The sequence below is a fragment of the Listeria fleischmannii subsp. fleischmannii LU2006-1 genome, from assembly GCF_000344175.1.
Lineage (GTDB): Bacteria > Bacillota > Bacilli > Lactobacillales > Listeriaceae > Listeria > Listeria fleischmannii.
Genome location: NZ_ALWW01000050.1, coordinates 1 through 19,377, shown reverse-complemented (window position 1 = coordinate 19,377; position 19,377 = coordinate 1). Strand labels below are relative to the sequence as shown.

At 38.1% G+C, this 19,377-nt stretch carries 17 protein-coding genes, 1 tRNA gene and 2 pseudogenes; 12 read left to right on the top strand and 8 right to left on the bottom strand.

What is annotated here, in order from left to right; translation table 11 throughout:
* Positions 1-363: 363 nt before the first annotated feature.
* The 8 genes from LFLEISCH_RS12520 to LFLEISCH_RS12485 all read left to right on the top strand — a co-directional run bounded on the left by LFLEISCH_RS12520 (position 364) and on the right by LFLEISCH_RS12485 (position 10,037).
* Complete coding sequence (locus tag LFLEISCH_RS12520; RefSeq protein WP_277619623.1) at positions 364-1,305, top strand: hypothetical protein; 942 nt, start codon at positions 364-366, stop codon at positions 1,303-1,305.
* 47 nt (positions 1,306-1,352) lie between these two features.
* Positions 1,353-2,312, top strand: a complete 960-nt coding sequence (locus tag LFLEISCH_RS12515; RefSeq protein WP_007477119.1) for a LacI family DNA-binding transcriptional regulator — start codon at positions 1,353-1,355, stop codon at positions 2,310-2,312.
* A gap of 128 nt (positions 2,313-2,440) precedes the next feature.
* Positions 2,441-4,168, top strand: a complete 1,728-nt coding sequence (locus LFLEISCH_RS12510; protein WP_007477117.1) for a pyruvate oxidase — start codon at positions 2,441-2,443, stop codon at positions 4,166-4,168.
* An 88-nt stretch (positions 4,169-4,256) separates the two neighbouring features.
* Positions 4,257-5,375 (top strand): DEAD/DEAH box helicase, encoded by a 1,119-nt coding sequence (locus LFLEISCH_RS12505; protein WP_007477115.1) that lies wholly within the window; start codon positions 4,257-4,259, stop codon positions 5,373-5,375.
* Positions 5,376-5,461: 86 nt separating this feature from the next.
* Entirely contained in the window at positions 5,462-8,140 is a 2,679-nt protein-coding gene (locus LFLEISCH_RS12500; RefSeq protein ID WP_007477113.1) for a sigma-54-dependent transcriptional regulator, read from the top strand.
* A 155-nt stretch (positions 8,141-8,295) separates the two neighbouring features.
* The gene (locus tag LFLEISCH_RS12495) at positions 8,296-8,610 is read left to right on the top strand and encodes a PTS sugar transporter subunit IIB (protein ID WP_007477111.1); all 315 of its coding nucleotides are present in this window, start codon (positions 8,296-8,298) and stop codon (positions 8,608-8,610) included.
* Positions 8,611-8,629: 19 nt separating this feature from the next.
* Positions 8,630-8,932 (top strand): PTS sugar transporter subunit IIA, encoded by a 303-nt coding sequence (locus LFLEISCH_RS12490; protein WP_007477109.1) that lies wholly within the window; start codon positions 8,630-8,632, stop codon positions 8,930-8,932.
* 22 nt (positions 8,933-8,954) lie between these two features.
* A complete protein-coding gene (locus LFLEISCH_RS12485) occupies positions 8,955-10,037 on the top strand; it encodes a DUF871 domain-containing protein (protein ID WP_007477107.1) in 1,083 nt (360 codons plus the stop codon).
* Positions 10,038-10,086: 49 nt separating this feature from the next.
* Here LFLEISCH_RS12485 and LFLEISCH_RS12480 read toward each other — a convergent pair.
* From LFLEISCH_RS12480 to LFLEISCH_RS12460, 5 genes are all read right to left on the bottom strand, one after another.
* Positions 10,087-10,160, bottom strand: a tRNA-Arg gene (locus LFLEISCH_RS12480).
* 116 nt (positions 10,161-10,276) lie between these two features.
* Complete coding sequence (mreBH, locus tag LFLEISCH_RS12475) at positions 10,277-11,284, bottom strand: rod-share determining protein MreBH (RefSeq protein ID WP_007477105.1); 1,008 nt, start codon at positions 11,282-11,284, stop codon at positions 10,277-10,279.
* A gap of 216 nt (positions 11,285-11,500) precedes the next feature.
* The gene (locus tag LFLEISCH_RS12470; RefSeq protein WP_007477103.1) at positions 11,501-12,754 is read right to left on the bottom strand and encodes an MDR family MFS transporter; all 1,254 of its coding nucleotides are present in this window, start codon (positions 12,752-12,754) and stop codon (positions 11,501-11,503) included.
* Positions 12,755-12,849: 95 nt separating this feature from the next.
* A complete protein-coding gene (locus tag LFLEISCH_RS12465; RefSeq protein WP_007477101.1) occupies positions 12,850-14,082 on the bottom strand; it encodes an aminopeptidase in 1,233 nt (410 codons plus the stop codon).
* Positions 14,083-14,216: 134 nt separating this feature from the next.
* Complete coding sequence (locus LFLEISCH_RS12460; RefSeq protein ID WP_007477100.1) at positions 14,217-14,459, bottom strand: lipopolysaccharide assembly protein LapA domain-containing protein; 243 nt, start codon at positions 14,457-14,459, stop codon at positions 14,217-14,219.
* Between the two features lie 151 nt (positions 14,460-14,610).
* On the opposite strand from LFLEISCH_RS12460, the gene LFLEISCH_RS12455 reads away from it, so the two are divergent.
* A complete protein-coding gene (locus tag LFLEISCH_RS12455; protein ID WP_007477098.1) occupies positions 14,611-14,976 on the top strand; it encodes a hypothetical protein in 366 nt (121 codons plus the stop codon).
* Positions 14,977-15,050: 74 nt separating this feature from the next.
* Here the strand turns inward: LFLEISCH_RS12455 and LFLEISCH_RS12450 are convergent, their stop codons facing one another.
* The gene (locus LFLEISCH_RS12450; RefSeq protein ID WP_007477096.1) at positions 15,051-15,497 is read right to left on the bottom strand and encodes a flavodoxin; all 447 of its coding nucleotides are present in this window, start codon (positions 15,495-15,497) and stop codon (positions 15,051-15,053) included.
* A gap of 203 nt (positions 15,498-15,700) precedes the next feature.
* Between LFLEISCH_RS12450 and map the strand changes: the two genes are divergently transcribed.
* Together map and LFLEISCH_RS12440 are read left to right on the top strand one after the other, a co-directional pair.
* Entirely contained in the window at positions 15,701-16,459 is a 759-nt protein-coding gene (gene map / locus LFLEISCH_RS12445) for a type I methionyl aminopeptidase (RefSeq protein WP_007477094.1), read from the top strand.
* Between the two features lie 56 nt (positions 16,460-16,515).
* Positions 16,516-17,324 (top strand): annotated as a pseudogene (locus LFLEISCH_RS12440) (AAC(3) family N-acetyltransferase).
* Here LFLEISCH_RS12440 and LFLEISCH_RS12435 read toward each other — a convergent pair.
* Entirely contained in the window at positions 17,304-17,525 is a 222-nt protein-coding gene (locus tag LFLEISCH_RS12435; protein WP_007477088.1) for a DUF1128 family protein, read from the bottom strand. The pseudogene LFLEISCH_RS12440 and the gene LFLEISCH_RS12435 sit on opposite strands and share 21 nt — an antisense overlap.
* 120 nt (positions 17,526-17,645) lie before the next feature.
* Between LFLEISCH_RS12435 and LFLEISCH_RS12430 the strand changes: the two genes are divergently transcribed.
* Positions 17,646-18,503, top strand: coding sequence for a YihY/virulence factor BrkB family protein (locus tag LFLEISCH_RS12430; RefSeq protein WP_007477086.1), 858 nt, complete (start codon positions 17,646-17,648; stop codon positions 18,501-18,503).
* Between the two features lie 54 nt (positions 18,504-18,557).
* Here the strand turns inward: LFLEISCH_RS12430 and LFLEISCH_RS12425 are convergent.
* Positions 18,558-19,204, bottom strand: a pseudogene (locus tag LFLEISCH_RS12425) (deoxynucleoside kinase).
* Between the last annotated feature and the right edge of the window lie 173 nt (positions 19,205-19,377).

Sequence of the window (19,377 nt, the reverse complement as noted above, 5' to 3'; positions counted from 1 at the left end):
TGTTCATGTTGATAAATAGAAAATATTAGCTCAAGAGAATGGTCACGGCGATGTTACTCGTATGGCCASTTAAAATGGTCGGGTGATTACCTCCATTATTCAGGAGATACAAGCATTTTGGAAGAAAGCATCCCGTATATTTCGGTGACAACGAAAAGTTATAACAGACCAAAAAGAAAACATTAAAAGCCCAATATCAAAGAGCTTGTACACTTGAATGAACGCTTTATGAAAGGGACGCACTTTCCAATTACGGCGATGGCGATTGGGACGATACACTTCAACCGGCTAATAAACGAGCTGAAAAAACGAATGGTATAACCGAGGCTGACGAGTCGCTTTAACTATCAAGAATGACCGCACTTGGAAAAGAAATGCCAGAAGGAGCCAGGTACGAAATACTTGCTAGCGCCATTCAAGAAGATTTTAAAAACGTATATGTTACAAGATACAGATGTGATTCCTGGTTTTATTTATATGAAAGATGAACACACAGCAGAATTTATGATTCATCCAAAAGATAAAGAAACCAAAATTGATTATCGTCTTATTCCGCTTACAAGAAGCGTAATTGCTGAACTTGTAAGTGATAAACAGCGTAAGAAAAATTTCAATATTATTGAAGAGCATTTACTTCATCCAGACGGGGTTCGTCTCATGAGTGCCCCTGCACATTATGCTGGTGGCGTTAGCAAACACTTTAAACGTGCAGAGCAAGCGGCGAACTTTGGACGTGAGGTTGGTCTCCAGTATGTTCATGCCCATATTCGTTATATCGAATCCCTTGCGAAAATTGGCGATGATCGTGCCGCGCATATGCTGGATGTGATTAATCCCATTCAAATTAGTGAAGTTGTGAAAAACGCAGCTACGCGCCAAAGTAATACGTATTTTAGTAGTTCAGATGCGGCTTTTCTTGACCGCTACGCTGCACAAGATGACTTTTCACTTGTGAAAAAAGGGAGTATTCCTGTAAAAGGCGGCTGGCGTATTTATTCAAGCGGTCCGGGTATCTACTTAAACCAATTGATTCGCTCCGTTTTAGGTATACGTGAAACAAAAACGTATTTTGAGTTTGACCCGATTTTACCACGGGAATTAGACGGCTTAAGTGTAAACATAGAACTATCAGGACGTATGTTACATGTCACTTTTAAAAGAAGTGAAACAAAAGGCATCACCTTCGGAGGAAAGACGCGGCGTGAGCTACTGCCTAATCCTTACAGAGAGGGCGCTTTATTTATCCCGAAAGAGGAAATCCCGGAAGGTCAGCACGAACTTGAAATTTTGTTTACCAGTATTTAAGAAATTGTGTATAATATAAGAAAATAAGCGGAAAGGAAGCGAGTTACTTGGTAGGAATTAAAGACATTGCGAAAAAAGCAGGCGTTTCCATATCCACCGTTTCCTATGCGCTTAACGGAAGTTCGAAGGTAACGGAAAAAACGCGAAAACGCATTTTAACAATTGCGAATGATTTAAACTATGTGCCGAACATGGCGGCGCGTACTTTAAAGACACGCGAAACTAAAATTATCGGGGCCTATTTAGCAAATTACGGTGGCGCCTTTTATGGCCCGCTTTTAGATGGACTAACGGAAACCCTTCGTAAATTAGATTATGAGTTAATTGCCCTTAGTGGGGAAAAATCGCAGCGTTTTTTACCGGAAAAAATGATTGATGGCGCGATTATATTAGACGCTACATTTAAAACAGAAGATATTTTAAAATACGCGGATAGAGGGCACAAAATGGTTGTGCTTGACCGCGAACTAACGCACCCCAACATCCGCCAAGTCCTCCTTGATAACAAAGGAGGCGCAACACTGGCAGTCGATTTCTTAAAAGAAGGGTTTAGCGGCGATTTTTATGTTATTAAAGGACCAAAAGATTCATTTGACGGCAACATCCGATTTGATACCGCACTAACCGAACTTGCCCGTTTCGATAGCGAGAAAGTCCATGTTATCGAAGGGGATTTTGAAGAAGCATCCGGAGAAATGGCAGCTGCAAAAATTGTTCGCGAATGGAAAAACCCTGTTTCGGTTTTTTCACTGAACGATAATATGGCCATCGGAATGTATCGCTATTTGGCTAAAAAAGACTTTGTCATTGGACGCGACATACGCATGATTGGTTTTGATAACCGAGACGTCGGTGCCTATTTAAATCCCCGCCTCGCAACAATTGACTATTCGAAGTATAAATGGGGAGCAGTTGCAGCCGAAAAACTCATCAAACTACTGACACATACAGAAACCGAAAATGAAATCATTTATACCTCGCTTATCCGAGGCGGTTCAGTCAATTAGTCTACGATTTTAAGGAAGTGAACAACGTTTCACTTCCTTTTTTGTGTGGTAAAGAAAATAGGTGCCAAAAAAAGAGACAGTCTGCTTATAAGATGGTACGTTAAGGGCTGAACAAAGGAGAGAAAGATATGAGTATTAAAGGCAGTGATTTGCTTGTACAGGTACTTCTAAACTGGGGGGTAGATCATGTTTACGGACTTCCGGGAGATTCCATTGACACGGTTGTGGACTCACTACGAAGTGAACAAGAAAAAATAGACTTTATCCATGTACGACACGAGGAAGTAGCCACACTAGCAGCTTCCAGTTATGCAAAGTTAACGGGAAAATTGGGCGTGGCCTTGTCAATTGGAGGGCCAGGCGCCATTCATATGCTAAACGGCATGTATGATGCGAAAATGGATAATGTTCCAATGCTCGTTTTAGCAGGGCAAGTTGTAACGGACGTAGCGAATACGAAATTCTTTCAAGAAGTCGACTTACCCAATTTATTTGCGGATGTAGCCATATATAATAAACTGGTTGAATCTGCTGACACCATTTCTGAGGTGGCAAATCAGGCGATTCAAACGGCGTATGAAAAAAAAGGCGTAGCGGTGCTTACAATACCAAACGACGTTTTAATGGAAAAAGTCAAGATGCCTGTTTTACAAGAACGTACGTTTAAACGCGTGAAGCCGCAAATTTCAATGGAAGACGTTAAATCAGGCCTTCATTTAATCGAAAAAGCAAGAAAACCAGTGATTCTAGCTGGCGTTGGCGCTAAAAATGCAAAAACGGAGCTTATTCAGTTATCCGAGAAATTTGAAATTCCGATGATTGTGACGCTTCCTGCTAAAGGCATGGTGCCGGATGGTCATCCTAACTTCCTCGGCAATCTCGGTAAAATTGGGACGAAACCAGCGTATGAAGCGATGCAGGAAACGGATTTACTCATCTTACTTGGAACCGATTATCCTTATGTGGATTATTTACCTTCCAAAAAGGTACCTTGCATTCAAGTGGATATTGAACAAGAGAAAATGAGCCATCGCTACCCGGCAGATGTTGAAATTGTGGCAGATATGAAAGACTGCTTAACAGAATGGAATAAAGCCGATGTTGTAGTGAAGAATCGAAGCTTTTTAAAAGCATGCCATGATAATATGAAAAATTGGCAGTCTTGGATGGAGGAGGACGAAGCAAAAGCTGACGTTCCTTTAGCGCCAGAAGCCGTTATGGCAGAAATTCGAAACATTAGTCAGCCTGATACCATTTATTCAATTGATGTGGGGACTTCAACGGTTTGGAGTACACGCTATCTTCATCTTGGAAACGAGAACCAATTTATTACATCCGCTTGGCTTGGAACAATGGGTTGTGCTCTTCCCGGTGCCATTGCGGCTAAAAAAGCCTATCCTGAAAAACAGGTTATTGCGATTACAGGAGACGGCGGTTTCTCTATGGTCATGCAAGATTTTGTCACCGCGGTACATTATCAAATGCCGATGATTGTTGTTCTATTAAATAACACCGAACTTTCCTTTATTAAATACGAACAACAAGCAGCTGGGGAAGAAAATTATGCGATTGATTTGCCCGATATTGATTATGCTGGCTTTGCTGAAAATTGCGGCGGAAAAGGCTATCATGTGGAAACACGCGAGGAGCTAGTACGAGCGTTACAAATGGCTAAAGCAGATGATGTTCCTGTACTGCTGGACGTTCATGTGGATAAAGATGCCGCCCCGTTACCCGGCAAAATTTTATGGGATGAGGCAAAGGGCTATTTAAGTTTTGAAGGTAAAACATTAAAAGATGAGCATCGAATTGCTAAATTTCCACCACTCAAAACCATTTTAAGACGCTTTTTATAGGAAGAAAAAGGTAGAGCCCATGTGGTTTTACCTTTTTTTTTATGATATGATGAGCTTAATTGAATAAATTAGAAATGAGTTGAACGAGATGCAAAAAATTTGGCAGGAAAAATGGATGGAACAAAAATACGGTGAGCCAACTGAAATTCAACAAGCAATTTATGAACCACTTCAAAATGGGGAAGACATCATGGCCATTTCGCCTACTGGAACTGGAAAAACAGTGGCATACACACTACCTATTCTCGAAAAAATAGAAGCAAAACCTCATACGCAGTGGCTCGTTTTAGCACCTAGCCACGAACTTGTCATGCAAATTTCAGATACAATTAAAACTTGGATTATAGATGATGGTATAAAAGTGCTTCCCATTATCGGCGGTGCAAATGTGAAGCGGCAAATTGAAAAATTAAAAAAGAAGCCACAAATTATTGTCGCCTCACCTGGACGCGCCCTCGAATTAATTAAACAAAAGAAAATTAAAATGCATGAAGTGAAGACCATTACACTGGATGAAGCTGATCAATTACTTCTTGCAGAAAATTTTAAATCTACTGTAGAGATTTTAGCTAGTAGCATGCGAGACAGCCAACTTGTTCTTGTTTCGGCAACGAAACTGGATGATACGGAACCCTTTTTTAGACAGACAGAGAAAAAACCACAAGTGATTGAAGTCACACCGAAAACGCGCGCTACTGAAAATGTGGAGCATCTGTATATGGAAGTGGAAAATCGCGATAAAGCGACACTTATTAGACGACTTGAGCATGTTTCAGGAATGAGAGCGCTTGTATTTGTTCGCGATAAGCCAAGAATGGATATTTTGTTAGAAAAACTTGCCTATGACGGGGTAAAGGCAGCCGGAATTCATGGAGATATTCGCCGCGATGTACGAAAAAAAACCTTGCAAGATTTTAAAAAAGGGCAATTAAATTTTCTTATCGTAACCGATGTAGCTGCGAGGGGATTAGATATTCAAGACTTGCCATATGTGATTCATTATGACCTAGCCAAAACCGAAAAAGAGTATGTACACCGTTCTGGACGTACAGGCAGGATGGGGAAAAAAGGAACCGTTATCAGTTTTGTGAATGAACGAGAAACGCGCACACTGAAACAGTACTTAAAAGAAATGGATCAAACAGGCGAACTTGTTCGTTTTTATAAAGGAAAACTTATGTCTGGTGCTGCGCCAAAGAAAAAATAAATTCCAAATTCCTTTTTATAGCATCTTGAAAGGCGCTTACAAAAACGAGTATAATGAGGATGAATGAGTTTTAAAGGAGCGAGGGCATGTCAAGTAGAAAAGATGAAGTATTAAAATTTTTAAATGCGATGAATCAAAAAGTTTCAGCTGGCGATGTTGCAAATGAGCTAGGTATGGACCGGGCTAATGCCAGTCGATACTTGAATGACCTGTTTAAAGAAAATAAAATTGAAAAATTACCTGGAAAGCCAGTTTTTTATCAAGCAGTCAAAATAGAGGAAGAGGTAAAATCCGTACAAAATGAAAAAAGTGCCTTTGATCGTCTTATTGGCTCAAGTGATAGTTTAAAAGTAAGCATTCAACAAGCGAAAGCTGCTATTTTATATCCGCCTCACGGTTTGCATACACTCATTTTAGGAAAAACGGGTACTGGTAAATCTCTTTTTGCGGAATGTATGTATCATTTTGCAAAAGAGTCCGCGATTATTCCTAGAACAGCTCCATTTGTTTCTTTTAACTGTGCGGACTATGCACAAAATCCGCAACTTTTATTTGGCCATATTTTCGGTGTTGTAAAAGGAGCCTATACAGGAGCTGAGGAAACACGTTCTGGTTTGCTGTCTAAAGCGGATGGCGGTATTCTTTTCCTTGATGAAATTCACCGCTTACCTCCTGAAGGTCAGGAAATGCTTTTTACGTTTATTGATAAAGGCGAATATCGTCCGCTCGGTGAAAGTTCCAAAGTACACAACGCACAAGTGCAAATTATTGGAGCTACAACAGAGTCACCAGATAATTTTTTACTAGAGACTTTTACACGAAGAATTCCAATGACCATTACGTTACCATCGCTTTCTGAACGTAATTTAGAAGAACGGTATCAGCTCATTGAATTTTTCTTAAAACAAGAAGCGAATCGTCTTAATCAACCGATACGTGTCCACCGCCAAGCGTTAATTGCCTTTTTACTTTACCACGCAAGTGCGAATGTGGGGCAATTGCAACGGGATTTAAAATTGGCGTGTGCGAAAGCGTTTTTACATTATAAAACGAAGGCGACGAACTACATTTTAATCGAACAAGATGATTTACCAATTCATGTCCAAAAAGGGCTCTTGCACATGAAAGATGAGCCTGAAAAGTTAAATCGACTCATTGATGTGAACAAAACGATTTTTAAATTTGCGGATTTAAGTGAAGAAAGCTCGAAAAAATTGACGGATGTAAATGATGTCTATCAGGCCATTCAGGAGCGGGCTGATGAACTGATTAAAGAAGGGAAAAATCAAACGGAGCTTGAAGAAGCGCTTTATGTGGATGTGGATCAGTATTTTCATGATTATATGGTGCAACTGCCCACCCAACAAACCGCAAAAGAAATTATTGACCCAGCGATTTGGTCGCTTACAGAGCGCGTTTATGAAATGGCCTCTAAACGCTTAGAGAGAAAATACAATGATAAAATGCGTTTTGCGTTTTCGCTTCATCTCCAAAGTACAATCGAACGAATTCGTGAACAAAAACATATTATCCACCCTGATTTAAATAACGTTCGCAAAAAATATCCAAAAGAGTTTCAGGTGGCCATTGATATTTCAGCCATGATTGAGCAGGAACTAGGCATTGAAATCCCATTTGATGAAATCGGATTTTTAACCATGTTTTTAACCGAAGAAGTCGTGGAATCCATGTTTGTCAGTGAGTCACAAGTGGAAGTACTAGTCTTGATGCACGGACGTTCGACCGCAACGAGTATGGTGGAAACGGTACAGGAATTACTAAGTATTGAAAGCGGAACCGCAATGGATATGCCACTTTCAATGGAAGTAAAAACGATGTATGAAAATGTGAAAAAACGTGTCGTTAAACTTAATCCCCAAAAAGGCGTCCTTATTTTATCCGATATGGGTTCTCTCGCTTCATTTGGAAATATGCTAACCGAAGAACTCGGCATTCGGACTAAAACTGTCACGATGGCAAGCACGCCGGTTGTATTGGAGGCCATCCGAAAAGCTTCTCTCGGCAGGGGACTAGAAGATATTTACCAAAGCTGTCAACAACTGTTTGAAAATAAATATAAAGCTCAAATCTTACGAGCTAAGCCTGCTAAAAATGCAGTTATTTTCACCTGCTTTACGGGTGAGGGCGTCGCCGAACAGCTCCGCGCCCGAGTAGAACCACTAATTGATCAGTCAAAAGTAGAAATTATCGTATTACAATTTCTGCATAAAGAAGCCTTTCGTGAGCGCATAGATCAGTTAATGGAAGAATACAATATTTTAGCCATCATGGGATCCGTTGAATTCCAGTATCGCGATATTCCATTTTTCAGCGCGCTAGAAGTATTCTCAGACGGCGGCATAGATATTATTAAACGTATTTTAAATGATGAGGTCCCTTATGAAAAATTAATCGCTTCCTTAAACGGAAATTTAACTGCGGTCGATTCTGCCGAAGAATTAGTTTACTTTTTACGAAAAATTATTTCAGAGTTACAAATTCAACTTAATTTAATTTTGGAGCCGGGCGTTGATATAGGCATGATTTTACATTTAGCTTTCCTAATTGAACGCATGCGACTTGGTGCTGTGGACCGAGAATTCCCGGATTTTAATGAATTTGCCAAAAATCATATGGTAGAAATGCAAGTCACACAACAAATGATGGAAAATGTGGAACGAGAATATGATATTACCATTCCACAATCAGAAATCGCATATCTCACACAAATGATGCTTGCCAACCGAGTTGGAGCTACTGATTAATGGTGCGCAGAGTAAGTGTGTATAAAGCTACACACTTACTCTGTTTTTGTGTAAGCGTAGAAGCGGATAAAAAGGTGTTTCATTACAATGAAGTTGGCATGAAACTTGCATTTTAATACAGCAAGATTGCTAAACTTCGATTTTGGAGGGTTAAAATGAAAAAAATTATGCTTATTTGTTCGGCGGGAATGTCAAGTAGTCTTCTTGTCAAAAAAATGCTGGAAGCAAGTTCAAAGCGTGGTCTTGATACAGAAGTACTGGCTGTTGCAGAAGCTGATGTTCATAAACATGTTCAAAATACAGATGCTGTTTTACTCGCCCCACAAGTTCGTTTTTTAGCAAAAAATCTAAAAAGAAAATTAGAACCGCAAGGCATACCAGTGGAAATTATTGATAGTATTGACTTTGGAACCATGGACGGGGATAAAGTATTAAATCAAGCAATTAACATGATGCAAGCGGATAACTAAAGAAAAGGATGTGTAGAGAATGGAATTAGAACAAACAATTATGGGGCTAATCGTTTTTGGAGGTAATGCAAAAAGTGATGCCATGCTAGCGATTGATGCCGCTAAAAAAGGTGATTTTGAAAAAGCCGATGAACAAATCAAATTGGCGGAGGAAGCTTTACTCGAAGCGCATCACTCACAAACGGCTTTAATCCAAGGGGAAGCACGTGGTGAAAAAACAGAAGTATCCCTTTTACTTGTGCACGCACAAGACCATCTTATGAATGCCATCACGTTTAAAGATTTAGCGAAAGAAATCGTCGAATTATATCGTGCCAAATAATCATAGATAGGGGTTTTTGTAAATGAGAAAGTTAGGTATTTCAGTTTTCCCGCAACATGTAGCGCTAGAGGAATCGTTAAAATATATTGAAACAGCAGCAAAATACGGATTTAGTCGCATATTTACTTGTTTAATTTCTGCGAATGACAAAGAAGAATTCGCGAAACTTGAAACCATTTGTAAACGCGCCAATGAATTAGGCTACGAAGTCATTGCAGATGTAGATCCAACCGTATTTGAATCGCTCAATATTACGTACCAAGAGCTTGATCGTTTTAAAGAAATCGGACTTTCTGGTCTACGCTTAGACTTAGGATTTTCAGGCGCTGAGGAAGCGGCCATGAGCTTCGATGACAATGATTTAAAAATCGAATTAAATATCAGTAATGGTACGCGTTACGTTGAAAATATTTTATCCTATAAAGCAAACGTCGAAAATATTATTGGCTGTCACAACTTCTACCCGCGTCGCTATACAGCCCTTTCACGTGAACACTTTTTACGGACAAGTAAGCAGTTTAAGGATTTAAATTTACGAACAGCCGCTTTTGTTTCTTCTAATAGTGGTGAATATGGTCCGTGGTTCGTAGTAGATGGGGGCTTACCAACAATCGAAGAACATCGCGGGGTTGATATTAGTGTTCAAGCAAAAGATTTATGGAACACAGGTCTCATTGATGACGTCATCATTGGAAACATGTTTGCCTCAGAAGAAGAATTAAAAGCACTTGGTAATTTGAACCGCAATGAATTACAAATCGCAGTGGAATTTTTACCTGGAACAACCGATGTGGAGAAAGAAATCGTCCTAACACAAAAACATTTCAACCGTGGTGACGTTTCCGCTTACGTTATCCGCTCCACAATGACTCGAGTAAACTTTAAACAACATGATTTCCCTCCTCATGATACGGAAAAATTAGCTTTAGGCGATGTGACAATCGACAATAACGGCTACGAGCGCTACAAAGGCGAAATGCAAATTGCTCTACAAGAAATGGAAAACTCCGGCAATACAAATATTGTGGCCCGTGTCGTTCCAGAAGAACGTTATTTACTGCAAAACATTCTCCCGTGGCAACATTTCCGTTTAGTCGAAAAATAACCATAAAAAAGCTGTCTGCATTTTGCAGACAGCTTTTTATTTTAAACAACGTCCTGAGAGGGAATTGAACCCCCGACCCACAGCTTAGGAGGCTGTTGCTCTATCCTACTGAGCTACCAGGACAAAAGCCTAACGAATTAATTCTACCAAACTACGAAAAACATTTCAAGAAATGAAAAACGTGACCACCTTTTAAAGTTAAAAGGTGGTCACGTTTTTCATCATTAACACACTATCTATTATTTTCCAGATAGTTTATCTAGCTTTTCAATATATTCTAATGATTTTCCTGTGCCTATTGCAACAGATTCCATAGGATTCGGTGCCATATGTACTGGAACATCGATTTGGCTCGTTAGCCATTCTTGTAACCCGTGAATGAGCGCTCCGCCGCCAGTTAAAATAATTCCTCGGTCCACAATATCACCACTTAGTTCCGCAGGACATTTTTCAAGCGTTAAACGAATTGCTTCTAAAACGCGATTTAACAATTCCGAAATGGCATCTTGAATTTCATTAGAAGAGATTGTCACAACTTTTGGTAAACCAGTAAGTAAGTCTCGACCACGAATTTCCATTGTCGCTTCCGCATGTGGAATAGGCGCATATCCAAGCTCCATCTTAATGCGTTCTGCTGTAGATTCACCAATTAAAACATTATACATTTTGCGAATATAAGCAATAATTTCTTCATCAATATGATCGCCACCAGTGCGAATCGACGTACTTGAAACGACGCCCCCATAAGAAATAATCGCAATTTCTGTTGTGCCGCCGCCAATATCAACAATCGTATTCGCAATAGGTTCATCAACAGGAAGTTCAGCGCCAATCGCAGCAGCAACTGGTTCTTCAATTAATACAACCGAACGAGCACCCATTGAACTCACCGCATCAGAAATCGCACGTCGCTCAACAGATGTCGCACCTGTTGGCGTACAAACAACAACTTTCGGCTTTTTAAATCCGCCCCCAGAAGCATTTATACGGCGCATGATTTCGCGAAGAAGTCCGCTCGTAATATCAAAATCTGCAATAACACCATCACGCATTGGTCTAATCGCTACAATCGAAGCAGGGGTTTTACCAATCATATTTTTCGCTTCAGTTCCAATCGCTAAAACGTCTTTTGTATGTGCATCCATTGCTACAACAGAAGGTTCATTTAAAATAATTCCCTTTGATTTACTGTAGACTAGGATATTTGCTGTGCCTAAATCAATACCAATCGTCGTACTCCCAAACATTCTAACACCTAACTTTCTTTTAACAATAATTCTAAGCACAAAAGGCCTTATGAAACAGTATAAAACTTTTTAGCACAACAAGTACAGAATAAACCATTATGATAAGAAAAGTTAATCAGAACATTTTATTCTTTTGAAGAAAGTAAATCAACCGTAATCTCTGTAATAAAAAAACGTGTCTAGACCACCGTTTAAATCCCGGCAATCATGACACGCTTAAGTATGCGACTTTTCATATTGAATATACATCATGTAATAAAGAATACCACTAATACAAGCTAAAACTGCAATCACAGTAAAAGTATTAAAGTAGCCAATAAGTGTGGCAAGTGTAATCGCTAATGGTGCAATAACCTTACCGAGCGTATAGCGAAGACCGGCTGCCGAAAAATACATCGCTCGTTTATCTTCCGGTGCCAATTTCGAAACAAAATTTTGTTGGATACCAACAGTCATTAATTCCGCGAAGCTAAACAAAATAATAGCGAAAATGGCGCTTAGTGCCCCCGTTGAAAGAGCAAAAAGCATAATTGCAATGCCATATAAAAAAGAAGAATTCATGAAAACATATTTTTCGTTATAGCGCGTCATCCATCTTGTCATAAAGACCGTTAAAGCCGCTACACAAAAACCGTTGATGGAAACAATAATGCCGAATAACTCTTCGCCACTAAGCGTCATGCCAAGGAACTGAGAGGTACCAATTTCTTCTTTAATAAAGAGAGGGAACAATAAATCAAGTTGCATAAACGACTGCGAAATAATGATACCAGCTAAAATATATAAGAAAAATATTTTATCTTTAAAAATTAATTGGTAGTTTTTAACTTGTTCAAGTAAAACGGTCCCTAGATTTTTGTTCGCTTGTTCTTTTCGAAGTTCTGGGTTTAGCGCGAGCGGCGCCGTTTCGTGACCAAATTTTTGCAAAAGAAAGAGCAGAACGATATCAAAAAAAGTAATCGCAAGCAGCGTTTCAACTGTGAAATCATGGAACACAACAGCACCGATAATCGGCCCGATGACAACCGCAATATTAATCATCATATAAAAAACAGAATATACGTGGCTCCGGTGTTCTGGTTTCACAACATCTGCAATCATCGCTTGACTGGCAGGTTGATAAAATGCCATAAAAATACTTGCAATCGTAAAGCCAAAAAAGCTTAGATAAGGAGATTGTATAAAAGGAAGGGCCCCAATAGCAAAAATTAAAAAGCCAATTCCTTCACCAACAACCGAAATACTCATCATTCTTTTTCGCCCGTAAACATCCGCAAAATATCCACCTAATAAAGCAGTAATGACCGCCAGAAATTGTGAGATAATCAGAAGTAAGCTCGTCAATTGTCGCCCAATTTCATCCGAAAAATAAAGTGTTAAAAAGGGAAACACCGTCCAAAAAGAAATATCAAGAAGTGCCTCCCCGAAAAGTCGTACTTTTAAATTTATATCCCAAGTGGAAAATTTCATCATATACCTTCTCTCTTTGTTTAAATAAAAGAAGCCCCTCCAAGACGTTTAGAAAAGGAGGGAGCTCACGCGGTATATGTTTATACGTAAAAAATTTAAAATGCCCAGTCGCCATTACGGAAAACAGGAATCGTTTCGCCTGATTTCGTAATGCCATCAATGTTCATCTTGTCAGAACCAATCATGAAATCAACATGTGTCAAACTTGTATTAACACCACGTGCATCAAGTTCAGCGCGACTCATATTCTCGCCATTTTTAATATTAAACGCATAGGCGCTTCCAATAGCTAAGTGGTTCGAAGCATTTTCATCAAATAACGTATTATAAAATAAAATACCGCTTTGTGAAATAGGAGACGGATCTGGAACAAGCGCCACCTCACCGAGATAATGAGATCCTTCATCTGTATTCACTAAGTCTTGTAAAATTTCTTTCCCTTTTTCCGCCTCGACATTTGAGATTCTACCATTTTCAAAAGTCAGTTTAAAATTATCAATTACATTTCCAGAATAACTTAACGGTTTTGTACTAGAAACATAACCTTGAACGCTCGTTTTTTCGGCACAACAGAAAACTTCTTCCGTTGGCATATTGGCCATAAATTCATGTCCTTTTGCATTATAGCTACCAGCACCAACCCAAACATGATCCTCAGGTAATCCAATATAAAGGTCAGTTCCAGGAGCTGTATAATGGAGCGTTTTAAATTGTTTTCCATTTAATTCATTCGCTTTAGCATTTAAAGTAGCATCGTGATTTTTCCACGTTTCAATAGGATTATCCGTATTGATTCGAGTTGTTTCAAAAATCGTTTCCCAAAGTGTAGGCACTTGTTTTTCAAGTGGTAAATCAGGAAACACTTTTTGAGCCCAGCCAATTGAGGCAGCCGCAACAACCGTCCAGCTAATGGTATTCGACATTGTTAACTCACGAAATTCAGTAAGTGCTTGACCCATTGCTTTTTGATTTGCTGCAATTTTCTCGCCAGAAACACCCTTTAATAAGTCAGGATCTTCTGAAACGATTGAAATAAAACAAGCATTTTCTTTTGCAAGTTCCGTTCTTTCCTCAACACGATATTTTGGAGCTGTTTCAAATACCGAAAGAGGCGCCTCTTTATAACGTTCTAGCGTGATACCTTCATCTGCCCAATTGACAATCACGTCTAGTGCACCCACTTGGAATGCATGCTTTGTAATAAGTCGAGTCAGAGGAGCTGATTCAATACTTGAAGCAATCACAACTTTTTGATTTGGCTGAACATTCACGCCAACCTTAACGATTAGTTCAGCATATTTGTCTAACTTTTCATTGAATTTTGCCATAATTTATCACACCTATCTTTTATCAATAAGATAATAGTAGCTTAAAACCGCTTTGAAAGCAATGTTTGGGCAATAAAAAACCTGCACAAATTCATTTGTACAGGTTTCAGAAGTAGACTACACGACAATCTCCGTCATTTTTTTCTAAAGTAACTAAAGCCAAACATAATTAAAGCACCAATTAATGTAGAAAATAAAATAACGAGCACTAGAGGCATTTCAACATGCATAAATATAAAATTGACACGAACCTTTTCCGCATTAACAGCTGCAAAAATAATAATAAAGATAACTAAAATAGCACTAACAATAAGTTTAACGGGAACCGGTTTTTTGGTTTTATTTGTTTTAGGCGTTGTTTCTGTTGTTTTTGCCATCATCATCCCTCCTTTTTATTAATCATAAGTAAAATTTACATAAAAAAACAAATATAAAGAATAAATTTGACAATATTTCGAACTTTTATTGAAATCGATTATTTTTATAGTCAAAATTGGTATAATGTGACTAAAAGAAGATGGAGATGCTATGAGAATTTTTATTGTATTACTATCATTTTTCGTAGCCATAATAGGACTTGTTTTTCAACTGAACACGCAAGATATTGTTTTAGTTAATATTTTTAGCGTATCATCGGAAGACATGGACAGGTTTGGCTATATCTGTTCAGCCTTAATGATTGTAGCAAGCTTTCTTTATTTGTTTGGGAAACAAAATCGTTATTTTCGTTTAATCGCCGTGATGATTTGGGGGATACTTGCCTTTGTCGGTTTTTTTGCTGAACCAGGCTATAATTCGATTTTGTTCATCCGTCCAGTTACATGCGCCGTTTGTATTATATTAGCTTTATTTATATTTATTCCTTCTTTTAAAGACGGAAAATCAAAATCGTAAAAGTTTCATTTTCAAACAAAAAAACACACCCTTTTCAAATGGAGAAAAGGGTGTGTTTTTGAATTATTTAAGACTTATTTTAACAACGTGTCAACATACGTTTTAGCATAAGCTTCTGCACGTTCTACGTCATCCTCATCTGGGTCAAGATCGACTTTTAATCCAGCAACTGGAACCGTAGCTCCTTGCTCTTTTAAACGTGTTTCCACAAGGTCAACCGTTAAACAAAACTCATCATAAAAGGTATCTCCAGAACCAAATGAAGCACATACTTTACCTGAAAAATCAACTTCCGCCATATCTTCATAAAAATCAACAAACTCATCTGGAAGTTGTCCATCATCGTAAGTATATCCGCCGATAAGAGCACCGTCGTAATCGAGTAAATCTTCTGGTTCTACATTGATACACTCTTCAATTTCTACTTCGATATCGTATTTTTCTAATTCCTCACCTAAGATGTCTGCAATTTCTTGCGTGTTCCCCGTCATACTTGCATAAACAATCATCACTTTTGCCATCTTTTAACCACCATTTTCTGATAAATTTGTGAAAAGCTATTCAAAAAGTAATAAATGGATAGCTTGATAATGTATTCACCAATACTTCTATTATAAATGTTCAAACGAATTGTGCAACCTTTTTTGTGGAATACTTTATTTTATGCGCACAGAAGGTTATAATAGTAGATAGTGGAATTTTTTAGAGAGGATGAACTAATCACATGATTACGCTTAAATCACGTCGCGAAATCGATGAAATGAAACGTGCTGGTGAAATTTTAGTCGCAACACATCAAGAAATCGCTAAAATGATTAAACCAGGTATTACAACTTGGGATATTGAAGTGTTTACAGAAAAATTTTTAAAGAGTCAAGGAGCAACTCCTGAGCAAAAAGGTTTTGAAGGATATGAATTTGCGACTTGCGCTAGTATAAATGACGAAATATGTCATGGTTTCCCGCGAAAAACAGCTTTAAAAGAAGGGGATATCGTGACAGTGGATATGGTTGTGAATTACCACGGAGCACTTGCGGATTCTGCATGGACATATGCAGTCGGAGAAGTGAGTGAAGAAGTGAAGCATCTCATGGATGTCACGCGAAAAGCCCTTTATCTAGGTATTGCACAAGCGAAAGTAGGCAATCGTATTGGAGATATCGGCCATGCAATTCAAACCTATGTGGAAGGAGAAAATCTTAGTGTCGTTCGAGATTTTATCGGCCACGGTGTAGGTCCCACATTACATGAAAAACCAGAAGTGCCTCATTACGGAGAGCCTGGCAAAGGCCCACGTTTAAAAGAAGGGATGGTTATTACGATTGAACCCATGGTCAATATAGGGGATTGGCGTGCGAAGATGGATGATAACGGATGGACTGCCAGAACAGTAGATGGTTCATTATCCGCGCAGTACGAGCACACCATTGCCATAACTAAAGATGGTCCAGAAATTCTCACATATCAAGGCGAAAACGACTAAAATGCGAAACTGCAGCAAACTATTTGTTGCAGTTTTTTTAGAAAGAAGGGAAAGAAATGGGGGAAAAACTGACTATTTGGCGAACGGAAAAGCCATATACTAAAAGTCGTCTTATAAATGAACTAAAAAAAGCAGGCTTAAAAGAAGGGGATACCATTATTTTTCATGCTTCCATGTCACAAGCGGGCTGGATTTGCGGGGGAGCTATCACAGTTATTGATGCCCTTCAAAGCGTTGTGACTAAAAATGGAACGATTGTAATGCCTGCACAAACAGGTGGTTTAACTGATCCGGAAAACTGGGAAAATCCCCCGTACCAAAAGCTTGGTGGGAAGAAATACGTGCGACAATGCCTATTTTCGATAAAGAACGGACACCAAGCTATAAAATGGGTGTCATTGCTGAAACATTTCGTGCGCTCCCAGATGTATGTCGTAGCAATCACCCCTTTTACTCCTTTACAGCTTGGGGCAAAAAGGCAGAGGAAATCTTACAAGACCATTCTTTAGAGCATGGTTTTGGAGAAAATTCCCCTTTAGGTAAACTGTATCAAATTAAAGACAGTCAAATCGTTTTATTTGGCGTCGATAACGATTCCAATACATCCCTTCACTTAGCAGAAGAACGTTCTACAAAAGTTAAAAATAAGTTAGGGAAAGCCGCCTTGCTAAAAGACGGAAAACGAGTGATTCAAACGTTTGAAGAAAAAGAATATAACAGTGAGCTGTTCTTAAAAATTGGTGAGACTTTTGAACAAGAAAAAGGCAACCACAAAAAAGAAATTGCGCTTGCCCCGTCTAAAATATTTAATTTAAAAGAAATCATTGATTTTGCCGAAAACTATTTAAACACGAATGAGACTTAATTCTTCAGCAAACAATTGCATTTCACTTGGACTAATTAATTTTTTGCGGTGAATAAGTGAATATAAATCAAGTAAGTTATCATAATGTATTTGGTCCAGTTTTAAATTTTCAAAAACACCACTATTGACCATTTTTAATTTAGATGTAATCTCAGTCAACATAAAATCCACATTTTCTTGAGAGGGATTTTTTAAATTCATCCTACCGTGCCCCTTTTTACTCGTAATTATATGCATTTTATCATAAAATAATATGGTGTGCGAGTTTCAAAGGGCAAGAAGTGGGGAAACACAGAAATTAGTCGGAAGGGAGGATTTTTCGTGCTTAAAAAATTAACAAGACATCCTTTTTATCGTTTTGTTCGTATTATTATGGAGCGTTTTGGCAAAAATGATGTCTCAGGAAGCGCGTCACAGCTTGCTTATTACATGCTCTTTTCCATTTTTCCGATGCTACTCATTGCAGCTACATTACTAGGATATTTAAATATTGACCGTGATGCGGTTTTTAATTTAATTCAAGAATTTGCGCCTAAAGAAATCATTAACTTTTTGGAAAGTAATCTTGATTCGCTATTATCAAACCGAAATGGTGGGCTCCTTTCAATAGGGATTATTGGGACACTTTGGTCTGCCTCAAATGGTATGAATGCTGTTACAAAAGCTTTAAATAAAGCGTATAGCGTAACAGATAGACGGAATTATTTTATTAAGCGATTTGTCTCGATGGTTTTTACACTTGCCATGCTTGCAACAGTAGCACTTACGCTTATTTTGCTAGTATTTGGACAACAAATTGGTTTATTTATTTTTGATCATCTTCATGCTTCACCTGAAGTTCTTGATTTTTGGAATAATATTCGTTGGCTAATTACAGTCATTGTCATTTTTGTTGTATTTACGTTTTTATATTGGGTCGCACCAGCAAAACGCAATCATTTATTTAAAATTTTACCGGGAGCGCTCTTTTCAACAGTTGGTTGGTCGCTTACATCAATGGCTTTCGCATTTTATGTTAATAACTTTGCTAACTATTCTGCAACTTATGGAAGTATCGGTGTTATCATCATCTTAATGCTTTGGTTTTACTTTACAGGTATTATTTTAATGATTGGCGGGGAAATCAATGCGACATTTTTGATTTTAAAACAAAAGCGAGAAGTAGGGGAAATCAATTAATCAATCAACCAAAAAAAACCCAAAAGATACTGTATATCTTTTGGGTTTTTACTATTAATGCCTTACTTCCTTTAATTTTTTTCGAATCTGAAGCATTAATATACGTGCATCCTCTTCGTTATGAATGTCTATCTCATCAATATTAATAACAAGTGTGTCACTATGATGATAAGAAGTAAACCAGTCATCATAACGACTGTGTAAAGTGGTATAGTAATCCAGTAAACCGGGATTTAAATGAATTTGTTCATAAGGACGACCGCGCATTTTAATTCGTTTTAAAACAGTCTCTAAGCTTCCTCGCAAATAAATCAGTAAATCAGGTGTATTTTTTCGGAAGGGTTATCGATTTCTTCCATCATGTTATCAAGTAAATCGAGATAAGTATCCATCTCAGGTTCGGAAATATTACCTTCTTCAAAATTAATTTGTGTAAAAAGGGCGTCTTCATAAATACTTCTGTCTAAAACATTATTTTGATCCAAAAGGGCTTGTTTAATGCTACGAAAACGTGTATTTAAAAAATAAATTTGAAGTGCAAAAGCCCAACGTTTCGGTTCCTTATAAAAAAGTTCAAGAATACGATTATCTTGAATGCTTTCGTAAAAAGCTTTTGAACCTAATTCCTTTGAAATCAGTTCTGTATAACTACTTTTACCAGCGCCAATCATTCCTGCAAGTACAATCACGTTTTTTTCCATCCTTTCAAATCTCCTATATCAATTGTCTTACTAGTTATTGTATCAGATAGTCGAGCGAAGTTAAAAGTTTGAACAAAGTTTTGTACAAAAAGTTCACAAAAAATACAACAGACTAAATTTTAAAAAAATAATGTTAAGCTTACAGTAAAGTAATCTGTTATTTCAAGTTTCAC